The organism is Oceanobacillus senegalensis, from assembly GCF_900176885.1.
GTDB lineage: Bacteria > Bacillota > Bacilli > Bacillales > Amphibacillaceae > Oceanobacillus > Oceanobacillus senegalensis.
Window position 1 is genome coordinate 3,159,627 of the sequence record NZ_LT839648.1, and the last position, 18,050, is coordinate 3,177,676.

At 35.9% G+C, this 18,050-nt stretch carries 17 protein-coding genes and 2 other annotated features; of the genes, 8 read left to right on the forward strand and 9 right to left on the reverse strand.

The window, feature by feature from the left end:
• Positions 1-187: 187 nt before the first annotated feature.
• The 5 genes from CAO17_RS15245 to fni form a co-directional block, all read right to left on the reverse strand.
• A complete protein-coding gene (locus tag CAO17_RS15245; RefSeq protein ID WP_085993492.1) occupies positions 188-943 on the reverse strand; it encodes an iron ABC transporter ATP-binding protein in 756 nt (251 codons plus the stop codon).
• The gene (locus CAO17_RS15250; RefSeq protein ID WP_085993493.1) at positions 937-1,887 is read right to left on the reverse strand and encodes an iron chelate uptake ABC transporter family permease subunit; all 951 of its coding nucleotides are present in this window, start codon (positions 1,885-1,887) and stop codon (positions 937-939) included. Before CAO17_RS15250 ends, CAO17_RS15245 begins: the two co-directional genes overlap by 7 nt.
• Positions 1,877-2,830 (reverse strand): ABC transporter permease, encoded by a 954-nt coding sequence (locus tag CAO17_RS15255; protein ID WP_085993494.1) that lies wholly within the window; start codon positions 2,828-2,830, stop codon positions 1,877-1,879. Before CAO17_RS15255 ends, CAO17_RS15250 begins: the two co-directional genes overlap by 11 nt.
• 469 nt (positions 2,831-3,299) lie before the next feature.
• A complete protein-coding gene (locus CAO17_RS15260) occupies positions 3,300-4,034 on the reverse strand; it encodes a DsbA family oxidoreductase (protein ID WP_085993495.1) in 735 nt (244 codons plus the stop codon).
• A 132-nt stretch (positions 4,035-4,166) separates the two neighbouring features.
• Complete coding sequence (gene fni / locus CAO17_RS15265) at positions 4,167-5,216, reverse strand: type 2 isopentenyl-diphosphate Delta-isomerase (protein WP_085993496.1); 1,050 nt, start codon at positions 5,214-5,216, stop codon at positions 4,167-4,169.
• 641 nt (positions 5,217-5,857) lie between these two features.
• Here fni and CAO17_RS15270 point away from each other — a divergent pair.
• Positions 5,858-6,397: an HD domain-containing protein gene (locus CAO17_RS15270; RefSeq protein WP_085993497.1), complete on the forward strand. Its 540-nt coding sequence runs from the start codon at positions 5,858-5,860 to the stop codon at positions 6,395-6,397.
• 184 nt (positions 6,398-6,581) lie between these two features.
• Here the strand turns inward: CAO17_RS15270 and CAO17_RS15275 are convergent, their stop codons facing one another.
• From CAO17_RS15275 to CAO17_RS15285, 3 genes are all read right to left on the reverse strand, one after another.
• Positions 6,582-7,406: an aldo/keto reductase gene (locus CAO17_RS15275; protein WP_085993498.1), complete on the reverse strand. Its 825-nt coding sequence runs from the start codon at positions 7,404-7,406 to the stop codon at positions 6,582-6,584.
• A gap of 89 nt (positions 7,407-7,495) precedes the next feature.
• Entirely contained in the window at positions 7,496-7,990 is a 495-nt protein-coding gene (locus CAO17_RS15280; RefSeq protein ID WP_342744212.1) for an uL29 family ribosomal protein, read from the reverse strand.
• Between the two features lie 128 nt (positions 7,991-8,118).
• Entirely contained in the window at positions 8,119-8,961 is an 843-nt protein-coding gene (locus CAO17_RS15285) for a sulfurtransferase (protein ID WP_085993500.1), read from the reverse strand.
• Positions 8,962-9,110: 149 nt separating this feature from the next.
• Between CAO17_RS15285 and pepT the strand changes: the two genes are divergently transcribed.
• Positions 9,111-10,343, forward strand: a complete 1,233-nt coding sequence (pepT, locus tag CAO17_RS15290; protein ID WP_085993501.1) for a peptidase T — start codon at positions 9,111-9,113, stop codon at positions 10,341-10,343.
• A 294-nt stretch (positions 10,344-10,637) separates the two neighbouring features.
• Positions 10,638-11,663, forward strand: a complete 1,026-nt coding sequence (locus CAO17_RS15295; RefSeq protein WP_085993502.1) for a D-alanyl-D-alanine carboxypeptidase family protein — start codon at positions 10,638-10,640, stop codon at positions 11,661-11,663.
• A 231-nt stretch (positions 11,664-11,894) separates the two neighbouring features.
• Here the strand turns inward: CAO17_RS15295 and CAO17_RS15300 are convergent, their stop codons facing one another.
• The gene (locus CAO17_RS15300) at positions 11,895-12,353 is read right to left on the reverse strand and encodes a DUF2269 family protein (RefSeq protein ID WP_085993503.1); all 459 of its coding nucleotides are present in this window, start codon (positions 12,351-12,353) and stop codon (positions 11,895-11,897) included.
• A 236-nt stretch (positions 12,354-12,589) separates the two neighbouring features.
• Between CAO17_RS15300 and CAO17_RS15305 the strand changes: the two genes are divergently transcribed.
• From CAO17_RS15305 to trpC, 5 genes are all read left to right on the forward strand, one after another.
• Positions 12,590-13,141, forward strand: coding sequence for a nitroreductase family protein (locus CAO17_RS15305; RefSeq protein ID WP_085993504.1), 552 nt, complete (start codon positions 12,590-12,592; stop codon positions 13,139-13,141).
• A 501-nt stretch (positions 13,142-13,642) separates the two neighbouring features.
• Positions 13,643-13,886 (forward strand) — a binding site (T-box leader).
• A 34-nt stretch (positions 13,887-13,920) separates the two neighbouring features.
• Positions 13,921-14,196: a binding site (T-box leader), on the forward strand.
• Between the two features lie 83 nt (positions 14,197-14,279).
• A complete protein-coding gene (gene trpE, locus CAO17_RS15310; RefSeq protein WP_085993505.1) occupies positions 14,280-15,680 on the forward strand; it encodes an anthranilate synthase component I in 1,401 nt (466 codons plus the stop codon).
• Positions 15,664-16,242: an anthranilate synthase component II gene (locus CAO17_RS15315; RefSeq protein WP_085993506.1), complete on the forward strand. Its 579-nt coding sequence runs from the start codon at positions 15,664-15,666 to the stop codon at positions 16,240-16,242. The genes trpE and CAO17_RS15315 overlap by 17 nt, the downstream gene beginning before the upstream one ends.
• A complete protein-coding gene (gene trpD, locus CAO17_RS15320; protein ID WP_085993507.1) occupies positions 16,239-17,264 on the forward strand; it encodes an anthranilate phosphoribosyltransferase in 1,026 nt (341 codons plus the stop codon). Before CAO17_RS15315 ends, trpD begins: the two co-directional genes overlap by 4 nt.
• Position 17,265: 1 nt before the next feature.
• The gene (gene trpC / locus CAO17_RS15325) at positions 17,266-18,048 is read left to right on the forward strand and encodes an indole-3-glycerol phosphate synthase TrpC (protein ID WP_085993508.1); all 783 of its coding nucleotides are present in this window, start codon (positions 17,266-17,268) and stop codon (positions 18,046-18,048) included.
• Positions 18,049-18,050: the final 2 nt, after the last annotated feature.

Below are 18,050 nucleotides of genomic sequence, written 5' to 3' on the forward strand. Positions count from 1 at the left end.
GCAAAAGGATTTACCATTTTATAAATTTAAGGTAATATAAGTATTAGGGTGTTCCCTATATGATGTATTGGTATTTTTCCAATCATTATATGGGGGATTTTTTGTATATTTTGAAAACCATTTAACTAATCCACCGTCAGTTACAGCGCATGCAGCGCCCTTACAGGCTAAAAGCGCAACGTACCTGTTAAAAATAAACACAAATACGTCTATTATCAACCTCTTTAATATCGATGTCCATGTCATACAAATCCTTTAGAACACATTTATCGATAACATCACATGCTCTTCCTTGCTTCATAATTTTTCCATCCTTCAGTGCAACAATATTATCAGAGTAGCAGGATGCAAAATTAATATCGTGAATAACTACTAAAATAGTTTTATTCATTTCGTCAACAAGCTTCCGCAATGTTTTCATGATTTGAACAGAATGTCTCATATCCAGATTATTTAGCGGCTCATCCAGAAGAATATATTCTGTATCCTGTGCTATAACCATTGCAATATGGGCTCGTTGTCTTTGACCACCACTTAATTCTTCTAAAAACTTATTCTGCATGTCACGAAGCTCCATATAATCAATGGCCTCATCTACTTTTTCCCAATCTTGTTTTGTTAATTTACCTTGAGAATAAGGAAAACGGCCGAAAGAGACTAATTCACGAACAGTTAATTTTAAATTAACGGAATTTGTTTGTTTTAAGATGGAAATTTTTTTGGCAAGTTCATTATTTTTAGTCTTAAGGATGTCTTTCCCATCAATAGTAATTTCGCCATTATCTTTTGCAATTAAACGACTAATCATCGAGATTAACGTACTTTTCCCTGCACCATTCGGACCAATAAATGAAGTTATTGTTCCTTTTTCTATTTTTAGGGAAACATCTTCAATAATCGGCTTGTTGTTATACGCTTTAAATACATTTTTCAAATCTACCATGATTTATTCTCCTTTAACAAAAGATATATGAAGTACACGCCACCAATAAAATTAATAATAACACTTATCGTTGTTTCAAATACAAATACCTTCTCAACCACAAATTGACCACCCAGTAAAGCAATTATACTAACAAACACACTTCCTAAAATAATATATAAATGACGATACGTCTTCATCATTTCATACGCAACATTTACGACAAGTAACCCTAAAAAAGTTATCGGTCCAATTAAAGCTGTCGCAACCGAAATCAGAATAGCAACAACGATTAGTAACCGCTTCACTACATAGTTGTAAGGTACTCCTAGATTAATAGCGTGATCCTTTCCTAGTGATAAGACATCTAAGTATTTATAAAACTGTGAGAAATAGACCATTACTAATGCTACAATTATCACAGAAATCCAAACTAAATCCGTATTAACATTGTTAATACTTGCAAACATGGCATCTTGTGCAACCATAAACTCATTTGGATCAATGAGTACTTGCATGAAGTCTGTAAAGCTATTGAAAAATGTTCCCAATATCATTCCTATTAGTAATAGGAAATAGATATTGTTACCTTCCCCCTTAAATAGGAATTGATAGAGTAGCAGTGAGAACAATATCATCAGGAAGACTGAAATGAAATAATTGATGCTACTTTCCATCATAACAAGGGAGTTAGAACCAAATATAAATATAATAAACGTTTGCAATAATAAATAAAGTGAATCAAGCCCAAGAATACTTGGTGTTAAGATTCGATTATTTGTGATTGTCATAAATATGGTCGTTGCAAAGGCAATAGCTCCACCCGTTAAAATGATTGCAATAACCTTGATTGTTCTTCGCGGTAAAATATAACCTATGTTTCCACTTAAATCATAAAAGATGTATAGCAATGCTAGTAATAATGCGATAACGGCAAGTATGATTGTTTTTTTCTTATAACCCATATTTTTTTCTCCTTAACAGTAGATAGATGAATATACCACTACCTATAACTCCAACTGTTAAGCTTATAGGAATCTCGTATGGATAAATAATAATTCTGCCGATGATATCGCAAAACATTACAAATACGGCACCTAGCAATGCAGTATGTATTAATGTGTTTTTTAAGTGGTCCCCCTGATAAATAGTAACAATATTGGGGATAATTAAACCAAGAAAGGGGATAATCCCTACTGATAAAACAACAGAAGCTGTAACCAATGCACTGATAATTAAGCCAAGATTAACCACTTGTCGGTAATTTAAACCTAAGTTCTTAGAGAAGTCTTCTCCCATCCCAGCAATGGTAAATTTATTAGCATAAATGTACGCTAGGATTAAACCTGGAATACTGACATACATAATCTCGTAATTCCCACTCATGATCATCGAAAAGTCACCTTGCATCCATGAGGACATGTTCTGAATTAAGTCATTTCGATAAGCAAAAAAGGTTGAGATGGAATTAACAATATTTCCAAACATTAAACCAACTAGTGGAATAAAGATTGCATCCTTAAATTTAATCTTTTCTAAAATTTTCATAAAAATGAATGTCCCTAGCAGTGCGAATGCAAAGGATATAGTTATTTTTTGTAATGTTGTAGCTGAAGCAAACAGCATCATAGAGACTAGTATACCTAATCTCGCAGAATCCATCGTACCCGCAGTTGTCGGAGATACAAATTTATTTCTACTTAGTTGCTGCATAATCAGGCCAACAATACTTAAACTCATTCCCGCAATAATTATACTAATTAATCGTGGGATTCTACTTACAGTCAATACTTGTACTTGATCCTCAGTTAGTTGGAATAGGTCTAATGGTGAAATATCAGAAACACCAATGAATAATGATGCCACTGAAAGAACTATTAGTACTATTATTAGGTATCGTATTTTCATAAAATGCCCTTCTCCATCAATGTCTTTCGCTATAAGCTGTGGCAGATTACTTTATATCTCCCATATACAACGTTATTAATAATAATTATTATCTTTTAGTAATTCTAATTAATAATGAGATTCATTATCAATTAGTTCTCACTTATTAGTATATCAGAATTATAGGTTCCGTCAATATTAAATAAGCGTAAATTCGGATAATATTGGAAGTTATTCTACTCTTTCATTACACATATTGGTTTTTTTGGTTCACCGTAGAAAGATTATCCGACATTATTTGCCACAAATAGATTGACGCAACGGGCAAGCCGCTCTAAGGTTCATGCAGTGTATTTCCTTAGTGATAGTTACGCTCTAACTACCGCATTCATTTAGTGAAATAATATAGAAGGTATGTACGTAAAAAGCACATAATAAAAAAAAAGACTAACAAACCACGGATGGTTTATCCGCGGTTGTTAGCCTTCAATTATTCCTTTATTTCACAACCATCGTCTGTACAATAAGAAGTCTTGGACTTGGAAGTCTTGGACTTGGATGGGTTTAAAGATTCTAATACAGGTTTTTTATTTTCTTCTTCCCAGACTTTTTCAAGTACCTCAGAGAATACTTCTTCAGGTTGTGCGCCTGAAACTGCAAATTTCTCATTAAAAACGAAGAATGGAACACCTTGTACCCCAATTTGTTGAGCAACATTAATATCTTCTCGAACATCTTTAGAAAAACGATTGGATTCTAATACGTCTTTTACTTCATTTTTATCCAATCCTACTTCACCTGCTAGTTCAATCAGCGTATCGTGGTCGCTTAATAACCTTGATTGTGTAAAATATGCATGAAGGAAACGTTCCGTAATTTCTTTATTCTTCCCTTTTTCCTCTGCAAGTTTTGCTACACGATGTGCGTCAAATGTATTACAATATTTCATCGTATCAAAGTTATATGTTAATCCAACCTTAGTTGCTTGTTGAGCTACTTGATTATTCATTGCCGTTACTTGTTCAAGTGGTATTCCTTTCAATTCAGAAAAGGTTTCATAAAAGTCCTTTCCTGGAATATGCTTCGCATTCGGATCCAGTTGATAGCTTTTATAATAAACTACAATTCTATCTTTAGAGGGAAATTTTTCCATTGCATGCTCTAACTTTCTTTTCCCTATATAGCAAAAAGGACAAACAAAGTCAGACCAAACTTCAATTTTCATATCATACACCACCTTCGTGAAAAACATTGTAGCACAGCCCGCTCCTTTATTAGAAACTATGTGCTTACTGCCTGTCTCATACTTAGTATGAACAAATCATTGAAAAGCTTACTCACAATTTACCTTCGAAACCTATTCCTCCAAAAGAGAGCGACCCATAATGCTGACACGATTGGTATTTTTAAGTTCTTCAATATTTTTAACACCAATTCCAAACATGGTCATTTTTAATTCCAATTCAATTTGACTCATTACCCGTACAACTTCTTCCGTAGATTCTGTCGCAGCCTTTAACAGGTGACGTGCAAAACCAATTACATCTGCTCCTAGTGTAATAGCCTTTGCTGCATCTACGCCTGTTTTCATTCCTCCACTCGCAACAAGAGGAACGGTTGGTAATTTACTTCGAACAGAAACAAGGCAATCTTTCGTTGGAATTCCCCAATTATTAAAGGCTTCTGCTGCAGCCTTTTTTAGAGGGTCTCTAGAACGTAATTTTTCTACTTGGCTCCATGAAGTTCCACCTGCACCGGCTACATCAATATAAGATACACCAGCATTATACAGTTTTTCTGCAACATGACCGTCAATTCCAAAGCCAACTTCCTTTGCTCCTACTGGGACATTAATATTTTTACTAACCGCTTCAATTTTTGGCAATAAATCTTTAAAATCAAGGTCTCCCTCATCCTGAACTGCTTCCTGTAAACTATTAAAATGAAGAACAATCGAATCCGCATTAGTCTGATCAACAATTCGCTGTGCCTCATCGACACCATATCCATGATTTAACTGTACTGCTCCAAGATTAACGATTAGCGGAACGGATGGAGCATATTCTTTAATTAAAAAGGATTCTTTATGGGCATTACTTTCTAACATAGCCCTAGTTGAACCTAACGCCATCGCCCACCCTTTTTTCTCGGCTGCAATAGCTAGGTTTTTATTAATTTCCGTCGCTAATTCCGAACCACCTGTCATAGAGCTAACTAAAAATGGTGCTTGCAAATTCTTATCCAAAAATGAAGTACCTATTTGTATGTCATCAAAATTTATTTCTGGTAATGCGTTATGTATAAAATGTATTCCCTCTAGGCCCGTGGATTTATTAATCCCTTCTACATTCCCCGTAAGACAAAGACGAATATGCTCTGTTTTACGTTGATTTATGCCTTTATCCATGATGAAGTACCTCCGCTTTCATATAATAGTCTTAGTAATAGTTTACCCATTTCTGGTTAAAAATGAAAGAAAAGCATGTCTGCATTTGCATGATGTTATTTTGCTTATTTATTTTGTATACTTTGATGTTTTGTTCGTAGTTGAAGGATGTTGTGACGTAACTAGGTAAAGCTTGCCGGTGCGCGCTGATTTCCACTGCGGGCAGTCGCGGACCTTAGGGCACGGCTTCAGCCCACCTCGGAAGAAAACCACTTCCTGCTCAGGTCTAGACACGTGCTTTTCACGCAGAACAAGGAAGGCTTCGTCAGCGCAACAACGCACGTAGAAAATCGGTTTTTATTTTCAAGGAGTCGACTGCCCTCCGTTTCAACCAAATTGTGAGAATAGCTTATAAAAATAGTTAACGTAGCTTTTATACCACCAAACCAGCGGTACACGAAGACTCCTCGAAAATAAAGTTCAATTTGTCTGATTGCGATGCGTTGCTGCCGTAGCGTTCCTTGTCCTGTGGGAGCAGAGGCCTAGGTGAGCCCCCGGAGTGCGTACACGAGGAGGGCTCAGCAGCCGCCCACGAACAGTTTACTGCGCATTCTATATATTTTGTGTATAAAGAAAAAATGCTAGTATGGAGGTTGATTACATTGATTGAAAAGGCAAAAGTATTTGCAACAGAAGCCCACAAAGGTCAAATGCGTAAGAACTCCAATACTCCCTATATTACCCATCCAACCCGTGTGGCTACTCAGTTACAAAAGGCTGGTTTTCGTACAGAAGTGATTTGTGCAGGATATTTACATGATGTTGTAGAAGACACACCATATAATATAGAAGACATTGAAAAGCATTTTGGTTCAACTGTTGCTAAGTTAGTAGCTACCCATACAGAGGATAAAACAAAATCATGGCAAGTACGTAAACAGCATACCATTGATACATTAAAAAATGCTAATAAGGAAGTAAGATATATAATTATAGCCGATAAGTTAGATAATTTATTAGGATTAGAAAAAGATCTAAAAGAACAGGGAGATTCTATTTGGGAAAACTTTAATGCGGGATATGAGAAACAAAAATGGTATAACAAATCGATTGCAGAAAATATGTATACAGGGCTGAATGATGATGAGGTCCCTAGCTATTTTCGAGAATTTGAGGAGGCTGTTAAGCGGGTCTTTGGATAAAAGATTGGGAGTGGTGGTTATCTTTTGTGGGGGATGATATTCTTCAGTTCCAGTTGATTTATGCTTCCGTACAGCGGTGACGGTCGGCTCACCTGTGCTTAAGTTAATCCTCTACCCTTCCATCACTATACCGTAATGAAACACAAGAGAATCCATATCTCTTGTGCTTCATGTTTCAAGCCAGCTACCTCTTATTCATTTCACTTGGCATATTTCCAACTCTCAGATTCCGGTCTAGTTCAGCAATCTTATCCATATCTTCATCAGTTAATTCAAAATCAAACACATTTAAGTTCTCTTCTATTCTAGAAGGTGTTACTGATTTTGGTATGACGACAACATTTGTTTGTAAATGCCAGCGCAAGATGACCTGAGCTGGTGTTTTTCCGTATTTCTCAGCTAATTCTTTAATAACCTCATCATGCAAAATATCACGGCCATTCATTAATGGACTGTACGCTTCGAGTTGAATCTTATGTTCTTCACAGAAGTTTTTTAATTCCTTTTGTTGTAGGTATGGATGGTATTCAACTTGATTGATGGCTGGTACCACTTCACACTCATCCAATAATCGTTGTAGATGTTCAACGTCAAAATTACATACACCTATCGCTTTTACGCGGCCATCCTTATTAAGCTTTTCCAGTGCTTTATATGTATCAACATACTGATCATATTTAGGCGTTGGCCAATGAATAAGGTATAAGTCAACATACTCTTGTCCTAATCTTTCCAGACTTTCATCAAACGCCTTTAATGTATTTTCATATCCATGGTCACTATTCCAAACCTTTGTTGTTATAAAAAGCTTCTCGCGAGGGACACCACTATTCTCGATAGCCTTTCCAACACCTACTTCATTCCCATAAATCGTAGCTGTATCAATGGAACGATATCCAAATTCTAGAGCTTTCTGAACAGCTGGAGTTGCTTCTTCATCTGTTACCTTCCAAACCCCAAATCCTAATTGAGGCATTTTTAGACCATTGTTTAATGTAACATAATCCATATTACATGCTCCCCTTCTTTATTAGTACTATTAGTTTAACAAAAACTGGGATGGTACAAAAAAAGAAGACTATCTTCATAACAGCCTTCTTACTCATCATTCCATGTAACATCACCACATTTTTCTTTGTGGTCAATGTTTACATTAAAGTAATGTTTTTTATAAAAATACTCTAACCGATCAAAATGGTCCACATCACGCTTCGCAATGTCACCGGTAATAAACTGTACATTTTCATCCCGGGCAACCTCTTTTAAATGGTTCATTAATACCGAACCATATCCCTGGTTCTTTTCACCTTTTATATCTGCAATGTGTAACGTACTTTCATCTTTATATTCTACTTGGATAGCTGAATCCCATGTTCCACGAAATGGCTTTCTGCAATCGTGCAGCATTAATTGAAACATTTCTTGATCTCGGTTCACATAGATAACTACCCAATTGTCATTTCTTGCTTGATCTATACTAATGATTTCTGAGGATTTTGCTATTTCTTTGATATTATTTTGCATACGAAATAGTTGGGTTTCTAGGGTATCTAGTTCTTCTTTTAATTCATTTTTACTCTTTTCCTTTTCCAAAAAGGCTGAATACACCATACTATACCCCTCTCATTTCCATAACTATTCTTGAAACATACAGTTTGTTATTCTACTAGATAGAAATAGTCATTGCAAGGGCATATTCTAAATCTCATATATTTCCATAGTTAATTCTCATCCAACTCGATATCATTCTCATCATAGGAAATCCAGTCACTAAAACTTCCTGGATATAATTTAACATTTTTATATCCCAAAGACTTAAGTGCTAAGACATTTGGACATGCTGAGACACCAGATCCACAGGAAACAATAATTTCTCCATCTTTCGGTAGTGTTGAAAAGTGCTCTCGAAGCTCTTTTTCATTTTTCCACATTCCATCCTCATTGATTACATCCTTCCAGAAGAAATTCTTTGCCCCTGGGATATGTCCCGCCTTGCTATATAATGGTTCCTCCAATCCTAAATAACGTTCTTTAGCACGAGAATCTATTAATACAGCAGTCTTTTGTTCCATTTTTTGTCTTACCTCTTCCATATTAACCGTTTCATCTACACGAATTTGGGGTTCAAACTGTTTTTTCTCCAAAGACGGTATCTTATTTGTTACTTCGTATCCTTCATTTATCCACCCCTTATACCCACCTTCCAAAATATAAACATTCTCATGACCCATATAGTGAAGAAGCCACCAAAGCCTTGCTGCAAACATATCGTTCTCTTGGTCATAGATAACGACCTTTGTTTCTTGATCTATGCCAATATTCCCCATCTTGGCTGCAAATGTGTTTATGTCTGGTAATGGATGATTTCCACCATGTTTAGCTACCTTTCCTGCTAAATCTCTATTTAAATCTAAATACACCGCACCAGGAAGATGGCTTTCTAGATACATTTTTCTACCTGCATCTGGATTCGTTAATTCGAAGCGCACATCTACTATCACAATATTATCCATATTACTGTCTAACTCTTCCTTCAATTTATCTAAACTTATAATGTAAGACATTATTTTCCCTCCAGTAATTTGCTGCTTCTTCCATGCTTTTCCCTTACTTATATTCGACAGCAGTATTTCCTATTCCTGCTCGCGGCATTTCTATTCCCTTTATACAATATGCTAAAATATGCTTATACCATTAAAGGAGCGAATATAGAATGAACGAGGAACTTATTAAACGGTTTATTACATATGTAAAAGTTGATACACAGTCAAATGAGGAATCTAATAACACCCCTTCCACCCCTGGTCAATTAGAGCTTGCAAAAATCCTAGGTGAGGAGTTAAAGGAAATTGGAATGGAAGAAGTTGAAATCGATGAAAATGGTTATGTAATGGCTACTCTTCCGTCAAATACAGATAAGGATATTCCAACCATTGGATTTTTGGCACATATAGATACTGCAACAGATTTTACTGGAAAAAATGTTAACCCACAGATTGTTGAGAACTTTGATGGGAATGACATCACACTAAATGAAGAACTGAATATCATCTTATCTGCAAAGGAATTTCCAGAACTCCCCAGCTATAAAGGACATACATTAATTACAACAGATGGTACAACCCTGTTAGGTGCGGACAACAAAGCTGGAGTTGCAGAAATCATGACTGCAATGAACTTCTTGATTCAACATCCAGAAATAAAACATGGACGAGTCCGCATAGGTTTCACTCCTGATGAAGAAATCGGACGTGGGCCACATAAATTTGATGTCGACCGCTTTGATGCATCTTTTGCGTACACGGTGGATGGTGGACCATTAGGAGAACTGCAATATGAAAGCTTTAACGCAGCCGCTGCAAAAATAACCTTTAAAGGGAACAATGTCCATCCCGGAACTGCTAAGAATAAAATGATTAATTCCGGAAAGCTAGCTGTTGAATTTATTAGCAAATTCCCTGAACAGGAAGCACCTGAACATACAGAAGGCTATGAAGGCTTTTATCATCTCATTTCAGTAAATGGTGACGTAGAACAAACAGAGGTCTATTATATCGTTCGTGACCATAATCGTGAAAAGTTTGAAGAAAGAAAGTCAACTGTCGAGCAGTTTGTTAAAGAAATGAAGGGAAAGTATGGTGACGAAAGTGTAAGTTTTACATTAAAAGATCAATATTATAACATGCGCGATAAAATTGAGCCCGTTAAAGAAATTGTAGATCTAGCAAAAGATGCTATGGAAGGACTTGGCATTAGACCAATAATTGAACCAATCCGCGGAGGTACAGACGGTTCCCAACTCTCCTACATGGGACTTCCTACGCCTAATATTTTTACCGGCGGAGAAAACTTCCACGGAAAATTTGAATACATCTCCGTTGAGAATATGGAAAAGGCAACAAACGTTATTGTAGAAATATGTAAGCTATTTGAAAAGGGAAAATAGTAATCGTTAAGCTGATGTTCATTACCCAAAATGGACATCAGTTCTTTTCTGGGTACAAATTAAACAAACGTTTGATTCATGAATAATTAAACCATATATAACCGATGTTTCGAATGAATTCTAGTATTTGATTCACCCCTTGATTTTCCTGCTCCCTTTTCTTATTTTTTAAGTTTTTGGAAAAAATTATATTTCACCTATTCTATTGCTTGGAGTTAAACACTTATGCGAGAATAATAAAATATGAATCTTATATCCTTTGTTACAGCAACAAATTCTAAAAGGAGAATTATAATGTTACTAAAAAGAATAATGATAGCATGTTTATTTATATGTATATTTACTTTACTGTCAGCATGCTCCACAGACGAACCTAGCGAATCAACAGATGAAGTAACAAGTGAACCCACTTCCGAAACAGCCGAAGAAACAGAGAGCCTACCCACAGAAGCGATATTTCCTGAAGTTGAGCTTCAAAAGAAAGATGTGGGGAAACATGTAAAATTATTGCAGTACGCTCTTAATCAAATTGGTTATGACCTAAAAGTAAATGGAACCTATGATGAAGCTACGACTTGGGCCATTACGGATTTCCAGTTACAACATGAGGAATTAATGGACATCGGCGTTTATAATGAGGAGACTAGAGCTATATTAAAACAATATTTAAATGAAAATAATCAGATAGATCCTGGTTTGGGTCTTCCGTATAATACTGAAACAACTTCAACCCAATCAGGTTCCAAGATAATTGGTAATCCATATGATCAATTATCCCTAATTAACAAAGATTTTGCTTTACCAGCTGACTATATCCCTGAGGATTTAGTCGTACCAGATGTACGTTTTCCATTCACAGAAGATCTACCTAAAAAGCAAATGCGTGAAGTTGCGGCAAGGGCATTGGAAGACTTATTCGAAGCTGCAGATGAAGAAGGGTTAGAACTCTTTGCCCAATCCGGTTACCGTTCATTCGAAAGACAGGAGGCCATCTTCACATCTAATGTTAATTTACACGGAGAAGAAGCAGCAAATACATTTAGTGCTCGCCCAGGTGAGAGTGAACACCAAACCGGATTAACCATGGATGTTACTAGCCCTGATATAGGCTTTAAACTCATCGTTGAATTTGGTGAAACCGATGAAGGTAAATGGATAGCAGAACATGCAGCAGACTTCGGTTTTATCATCCGCTATCCAAAAGGAAAAGAGGAAATCACCCAATATCAATATGAACCTTGGCATCTTCGTTATGTCGGGGAAAAGGCAGCAAAGGAAATAACAGAAAAAGGGATTACATTAGAAGAATATTTATTGTAGTTGTTTGACTACAAATTATTGGAGAGTTGATAAGGGACTGTTTTCAACTCTCCATTTTACGCTTTATGTGTTGTACCAAAATAAAAGGGAACATATTATGAAGTAGATTTCATATACAGTTTGTTTAGACTATCATTCTACTTATCTGTTTAACTGAAACGAACATAAAATGAATCTTCAATCAGTAAGGTATTAACGCCCCTTAACCAGCGAAATGAACATACTATTTTTTTAAAAGGGCTTCAAAATCATTAAAGCAATAATAATAATAAAAATTAAATTCTCAACATGCTCAACATTAAATAGTTTTTTGGAATAATAATAGTATTCTTTTGGTATATCTTCCCCTTGATAATCATTTAGTATTTGCTTTATCGGGGCAGATCTAGGTTTCAATAGGAATGGACCAAAAGATAATGCTATTAAGAATAGGATAAGACTAGTAACATACCACCCTTGGGTAAACCAATAAATATTTAAAAATCCCATCCATAGCCCCGAAATGAGCAGCATAGTCCCTCCTATCATCGTTAAAATATGCAAGGAATTACGAATTTTAAAGGCTGTTCTAAGTTCTGTCATATTGTTTGGCTTCGATTGGATTACTACAAAGGTCATAAGTAGTCCCGGTCCCATGCCAATAATTGCAGAAAATATATGAATAAATACTAAAAATTTATAAAAACTCATAATTGCGCCCCCTATCTACTACAATTTTAACCAAAGGTACAACTACATAGTTGTGATGATTGTCACTTGTTAATGGTCTATTTCAACAATTTCATGAAATTCTAAGATGATATTATCAATCTTTTATATTTAGTATCTTTCCTTTGTCTTTACAGTGATATAAATTTGCATTTAACATAGCTTTTTATTAAACTTTATGGAAATGAAATATTACTAGTAATTCGGGAGGGACAGGGATGGGAAATAACAATTATTTAGCCAATATTATTCGGGAAAGACGAGCTGTAAAAAATGGGTATACAAATAAAGAAGTAAAGGAAGAAACCATTCGGGAATTACTTGAAACTGCAATATGGGCACCTACACATGGCATGCGTCAACCTTGGAGGTTTATTTTTGTTGGTGCCGACCAATTACCAACATTTGCGAAAAAAGTTGCCTCCACCTACCCAGAGGAAAGACAACAAAACCGTGAAGACTATTTAAATGAGCCAAATGCCATTCTTGTTGTTGTCATGGAAGAAACGGACGTTCAAAAACAATGGGATGAAAATTTCGGTGCAACAGCATCCATGATTCAAAACTTCTGGCTACTCGCATGGGAAAAACAACTTGGTGTCGTGTGGAAGACTAATCCACACATATACGATCCAAAGGTAAAAGAAATACTAAACGTTGGAGATAATGAAAAAATTATAGGTTTTGTCCACTTGGGATATTTTGAGGAAGCACCTGCCAAAAAGGATCGCATTTCTTTAGATGAGAAATTCTCAACGTTTAACGGATAGAACAAAGACACAAGAACCCTTACTTTCTAACTTCGTATCGTATTCACAAAAAGCCTAGATTCATTCTAGGCTTTTTTTCTTTTTATGATCAAACGTTTGTTTAAATTTTTTTAATTGCAAAATGAAACATTATTCTACACCAGGCTACAAGGATAACAACTCTAAAGCTGAGTTTTTTAAAACATATCCACATATCCACATTATTGTTAACAAGTAATTGTGGATATAAACCTCCCTATTTATGACTGCTTTCGGAGTTATTAACAATAATACAAAATCTGTGGATAATACCTGTGTATAATTTCTAAAACAAACGTTTGATTTTTAAGAAATGAACTTCATTCGATAACTTTTTTAGCAGGTCATTTATAACAGAAGTAAATCAGTTTATCCGTTTCTCCCTTTTTTAATTCCCTTAACATTTTTGAAAAAATAATCAAATACCTCTTGACATTCATTTCAAACTATTCTAATATAACCATTAATAATTAAAATAAATGAAATAAAGCTTTGACGAAGAAGAGTAATCTATTTTGAACTCTAAAGAGAGCTGGTGGTTGGTGTAAACCAGCGTGGTCGAATAGATGAATGGACTTCCGAGCTCCAAACCGAACCATAATGCAGTAGGCTTTGGCGACTTGATCTCATCGTTATTTGAGATAAATACAAAGCATATGCTTTGTATTGTTAAAGATGAGCTGTTTTGAAGCTAATAAAGGTGGTACCGCGGTCCCTCGTCCTTTAAGGATGTGGGACCTTTTTATATGTAAAAAAATAAATTAAAATCGAGGAGTAAGAATAGTAAGCAATAATAAAAGCGTTATAGAGAGCTGGAGATGGTGGGATTCCAGCACGCCGGTTTTGCTGAATGGACTTACGAGAGGTTTCTTGAACCTAACAAGTAGGGAAACACGTTATTCCGACGTTACACGGATAGGATATTGGATTACTTTTAAAGCACTTGGCAACGTTTTATAAACATCCTGTATCTGATTAGAGATGGAAGGTCTTACCTTTCAATCTGAGGTGGCACCGCGGCCCTTATCGCCCTCAATAAACACTATATGTGTTTATTGAGGGCTTTTTTAGTTTCTTAATACGATAATTTCCACTAATTAACTTTAATGAATTTGAAAGGATGAACAAAATGGCAGGAGATTCTTATAAACTCATGAAAATAGATGCTAAGTCCTTAACACCTACAAAAGTCTACAGACAACTCCAAGGCAAGAAGAAATTTTTACTTGAAAGTACCTTTCAGCATGAACAAAAAGGAAAATTCTCATTTATGGGATCAGACCCCTATCTAGAAATAATCGGAAATAACCAAACAACCATGATAATGAATCATGATACAGGAGAAAAAAAGAAGATTGAACAAACTGCTCTAACTTATCTAAAAAGCCATTTACCTAAGTTGAATCTCGACATTCCTCTTCCCTTCTATGGAGGTGCTATTGGATACGTCAGCTATGATGCGATTCGAGAATTCGAATTTATTGGTGAAATGTTACCAGATGAGCTAAATATGCCAGATATACATTTTATGCTTTACCGAAACATCATTGTTTTCGACCATACAAATAAAGATATCTACTTAATTGTTATCAACACGAATCAACAATCAAACGAAGAATTAGAAAATCGTCTAAGCCAATTAGTAACAGCTTTATTTGATACAACCAACGTTACATCAGGTGATAGTATTGTAAACTTTGAACCTGAAATAACGAAAGATGCATTTATGGAAAAAGTAAAGATTGCAAAGGATTACATCCAAAGAGGGGACATTTTTCAAGTAGTGTTATCACAAAGAATGGCAGCCAAAATGGATGGAAATCCCTTCTCCTTCTATCAAAAATTAAGCGAAGCAAATCCTTCCCCATATATGTTTTATATCGAATTTGGAGACTATTTACTGTTGGGCGCTTCACCTGAAAGCCTTGTGCAAACACAAGGGCGTGAAATCATTACCAATCCTATTGCAGGAACTAGACCACGTGGGACATCGAAAGTAGAAGATGAGCATTTAATGAAAGATCTGCTAGAGGATGAAAAGGAAATTGCTGAGCACCGTATGCTGGTAGACCTAAGTCGAAATGACCTTGGGCGTGTTTGTGAAATCGGAAGTATCACCATCCCTACTTACATGAAAATTGAAAAATACCAGCATGTGATGCATATCGTCTCTGAAGTAAAAGGAATATTGAAAAAGGATTATTCAAGCTTAGATGCATTAATTTCTTGTTTACCTGCAGGAACTGTTTCCGGGGCACCTAAAATTCGAGCAATGCAAATCATTAATGAACTAGAAGAGAAAAAACGTGGTGCGTATGCAGGAGGCATTGGTTTTATCAATTTTAATCACGATATCAATATCGCCCTTGCCATTCGCTCTCTTGTAGTAAAGGATAAGATGGCTTATTTGCAAGCTGGAGCAGGGATTGTCTTTGATTCGGATCCAGAAACAGAATACCAGGAAACACTTAATAAAGCTAAATCCTTAATGGAGGTGAATAAGTATGATCTTATTAATTGATAACTACGATTCGTTCACTTATAACCTTTATCAATATTTTTCCGAGGAAGGGATCGAAGTTAGGGTAGTAAGAAATGACGTTATTACCATAGATGCTATAAAAGCTCTTAATCCAGATGCCATTCTAATTTCTCCAGGACCGGGATTACCTTATCAAGCTGGAATATGTATAGAAATGATTCAACAATTATATAAAGAAAAGCCTATTTTCGGTATTTGTTTAGGGCATCAAGCCATTGTAGAAGCTCTTGGTGGTTCACTAAGGCCAGCAAAAGATATTAAGCATGGAAAAACATCACTAATTTCTCATGATAGTCAAAGTGTCTTTCAGTTGTTGCCGAATCCAATTGAAGTCATGCGCTACCACTCCCATGTAGTTAATACCATCCCAGATGAATTAGAAGTAGTCGCCAAATCCATGGATGATAACGAAATTATGGCAATAAAACATAAGGAATACCCTATTTTTGGCGTTCAGTTTCATCCTGAATCTATTGGTACGATAGCTGGAAAGCAAATTATTCATAACTTTTTAAGTGAGATAAAGGAGGATGCAAAATGAAAACCTATCTTGAAAAATTAATTAATCGTAATGACTTAACGTTAGATGAAATGAAAAATGCAACAGAGTATTGCTTATCCGCGGCTGCCACAGATGCTGAGATTGCTTCACTATTAACAGCTTTACAAGGGAAAGGGGAAACTGGTGAAGAGGTTGCTGGTATTGTTGAGGTCATTCGTTCCAGATCTACCTTCCAAACAAAGCCATTTCCTGATGCCATTGATAATTGTGGAACTGGTGGAGATAAATCATACAGTTTCAACATAAGTACCACCTCCGCCTTTGTCCTTGCTGGTGCAGGAATAACAGTTGCAAAGCATGGAAATCGCAGTATTACAAGTAAATCTGGTAGCGCAGATGTCCTTGAAGAATTAGGTGTTTCCTTATCACTGACTAAGGGTCATGTGGAAGAATTACTATACGAAAATAAAATAGCCTTTTTATTTGCACCAAATGTTCATGAAGCATTAAAACCATTCACCAAAGTAAGAAAGGATTTAGGCATTCGCACCATATTTAATGTTATTGGACCATTAACCAATCCAATTGAATTAGATACACAGTTGCTCGGTGTATATAGCAAGGATTTACTACCAATGCTTGCTGAATCCCTAAAAACATTAGGTAGACGACGTGCTGTTGTTGTAACTGGAGCTGGGAATGTGGATGAAGCTACACTATCCGGCGAAAATCATCTTATCGTACTAAATGAAGGAGAATTGACAGAATTAACCATCACTCCTGAAGAGGTTGGATTACCGAGGTATTCTAAAGAAGATATTATGGGTGGTGATGCGAAAAGAAATGCTGAAATTCTGCTAAATGTATTAAACGGAAAGAAAGGTGCTTATTATGACACGGTTCTATTAAATGCGGGACTTGGTATTTTTACAAACGGAAAAGCGCAAACCATACAGAGTGGGATTGAGTTAGCACGAGAAAGCATTGAATCTGGAGCAGCTCTAGAAAAACTTCAACAACTCATTACATTCAGCCAAAAAATTCCTAGTGAGGTGTATTAAAATGACTATTTTAGAAAAAATTTTACGTGAAAAAGAAAACGAAATAGAAAAATTATTCAATCAAACGTTTGAACAAACGAACCAAAAGGCAATTGTTCCTTTTAAACAACGGGTTCTTTCTGCAGATTCAATTAGTATTATCTCGGAAATCAAGCGTTCCTCTCCCTCTAAAGGAGATATCGATATGACGGTAAACCCTGTAGAACAGGCAAAAAAATATGAAGCTTTAGGAGCTTCTGCCATTTCCGTATTAACGGACCAGGCATTCTTCAACGGAACGATGGATGACCTTCGTGCCGTTAGAAATAATGTGAATCTACCAATATTATGTAAAGACTTCATTATTGATACTGTACAAATCGATCTTGCCAAAGCATCTGGGGCAAACATTATTTTATTAATTGTGGCCGCTCTAGAAGATAAGGACCTAGTAAACTTGTATGACTATGCAAAAAACTTAAATCTTGAAGTTCTAGTCGAAGTTCACAATGAAGAAGAGATGGAACGTGCCTTAAAACTAAATCCAGATATTATTGGCATTAATAATCGAAACTTAAAGACGTTCGAAGTGGATATTACAACAACAGAAAGACTAGCATCCATGGTCACCAATCCTGATACCGTATTAATTAGTGAAAGTGGTATGAAAACGAAAGAGGACGTAACCCGTGCTCGAGATGCTGGTGCAAAAGCCATTTTAGTTGGTGAAACGCTCATGTGCGCTACTTCCCTTGAGACAACATTCGGAGAATTAAAGGTTCCCCTACAAAAAGGAGCTAAGTAATC

Excerpts from the sequence above, each read along its gene's own strand:
- CAO17_RS15245 (WP_085993492.1), bottom strand. The coding sequence starts at position 943 with ATGGTAGATTTGAAAAATGTATTTAAAGCGTATAACAACAAGCCGATT.
- CAO17_RS15250 (WP_085993493.1), bottom strand. The coding sequence starts at position 1,887 with ATGGGTTATAAGAAAAAAACAATCATACTTGCCGTTATCGCATTATTA.
- CAO17_RS15255 (WP_085993494.1), bottom strand. The coding sequence starts at position 2,830 with ATGAAAATACGATACCTAATAATAGTACTAATAGTTCTTTCAGTGGCA.
- CAO17_RS15260 (WP_085993495.1), bottom strand. The coding sequence starts at position 4,034 with ATGAAAATTGAAGTTTGGTCTGACTTTGTTTGTCCTTTTTGCTATATA.
- fni (WP_085993496.1), bottom strand. The coding sequence starts at position 5,216 with ATGGATAAAGGCATAAATCAACGTAAAACAGAGCATATTCGTCTTTGT.
- CAO17_RS15275 (WP_085993498.1), bottom strand. The coding sequence starts at position 7,406 with ATGGATTATGTTACATTAAACAATGGTCTAAAAATGCCTCAATTAGGA.
- CAO17_RS15285 (WP_085993500.1), bottom strand. The coding sequence starts at position 8,961 with ATGTCTTACATTATAAGTTTAGATAAATTGAAGGAAGAGTTAGACAGT.
- pepT (WP_085993501.1), top strand. The coding sequence starts at position 9,111 with ATGAACGAGGAACTTATTAAACGGTTTATTACATATGTAAAAGTTGAT.
- CAO17_RS15295 (WP_085993502.1), top strand. The coding sequence starts at position 10,638 with ATGTTACTAAAAAGAATAATGATAGCATGTTTATTTATATGTATATTT.
- CAO17_RS15300 (WP_085993503.1), bottom strand. The coding sequence starts at position 12,353 with ATGAGTTTTTATAAATTTTTAGTATTTATTCATATATTTTCTGCAATT.
- CAO17_RS15305 (WP_085993504.1), top strand. The coding sequence starts at position 12,590 with ATGGGAAATAACAATTATTTAGCCAATATTATTCGGGAAAGACGAGCT.
- trpE (WP_085993505.1), top strand. The coding sequence starts at position 14,280 with ATGAACAAAATGGCAGGAGATTCTTATAAACTCATGAAAATAGATGCT.
- CAO17_RS15315 (WP_085993506.1), top strand. The coding sequence starts at position 15,664 with ATGATCTTATTAATTGATAACTACGATTCGTTCACTTATAACCTTTAT.
- trpD (WP_085993507.1), top strand. The coding sequence starts at position 16,239 with ATGAAAACCTATCTTGAAAAATTAATTAATCGTAATGACTTAACGTTA.
- trpC (WP_085993508.1), top strand. The coding sequence starts at position 17,266 with ATGACTATTTTAGAAAAAATTTTACGTGAAAAAGAAAACGAAATAGAA.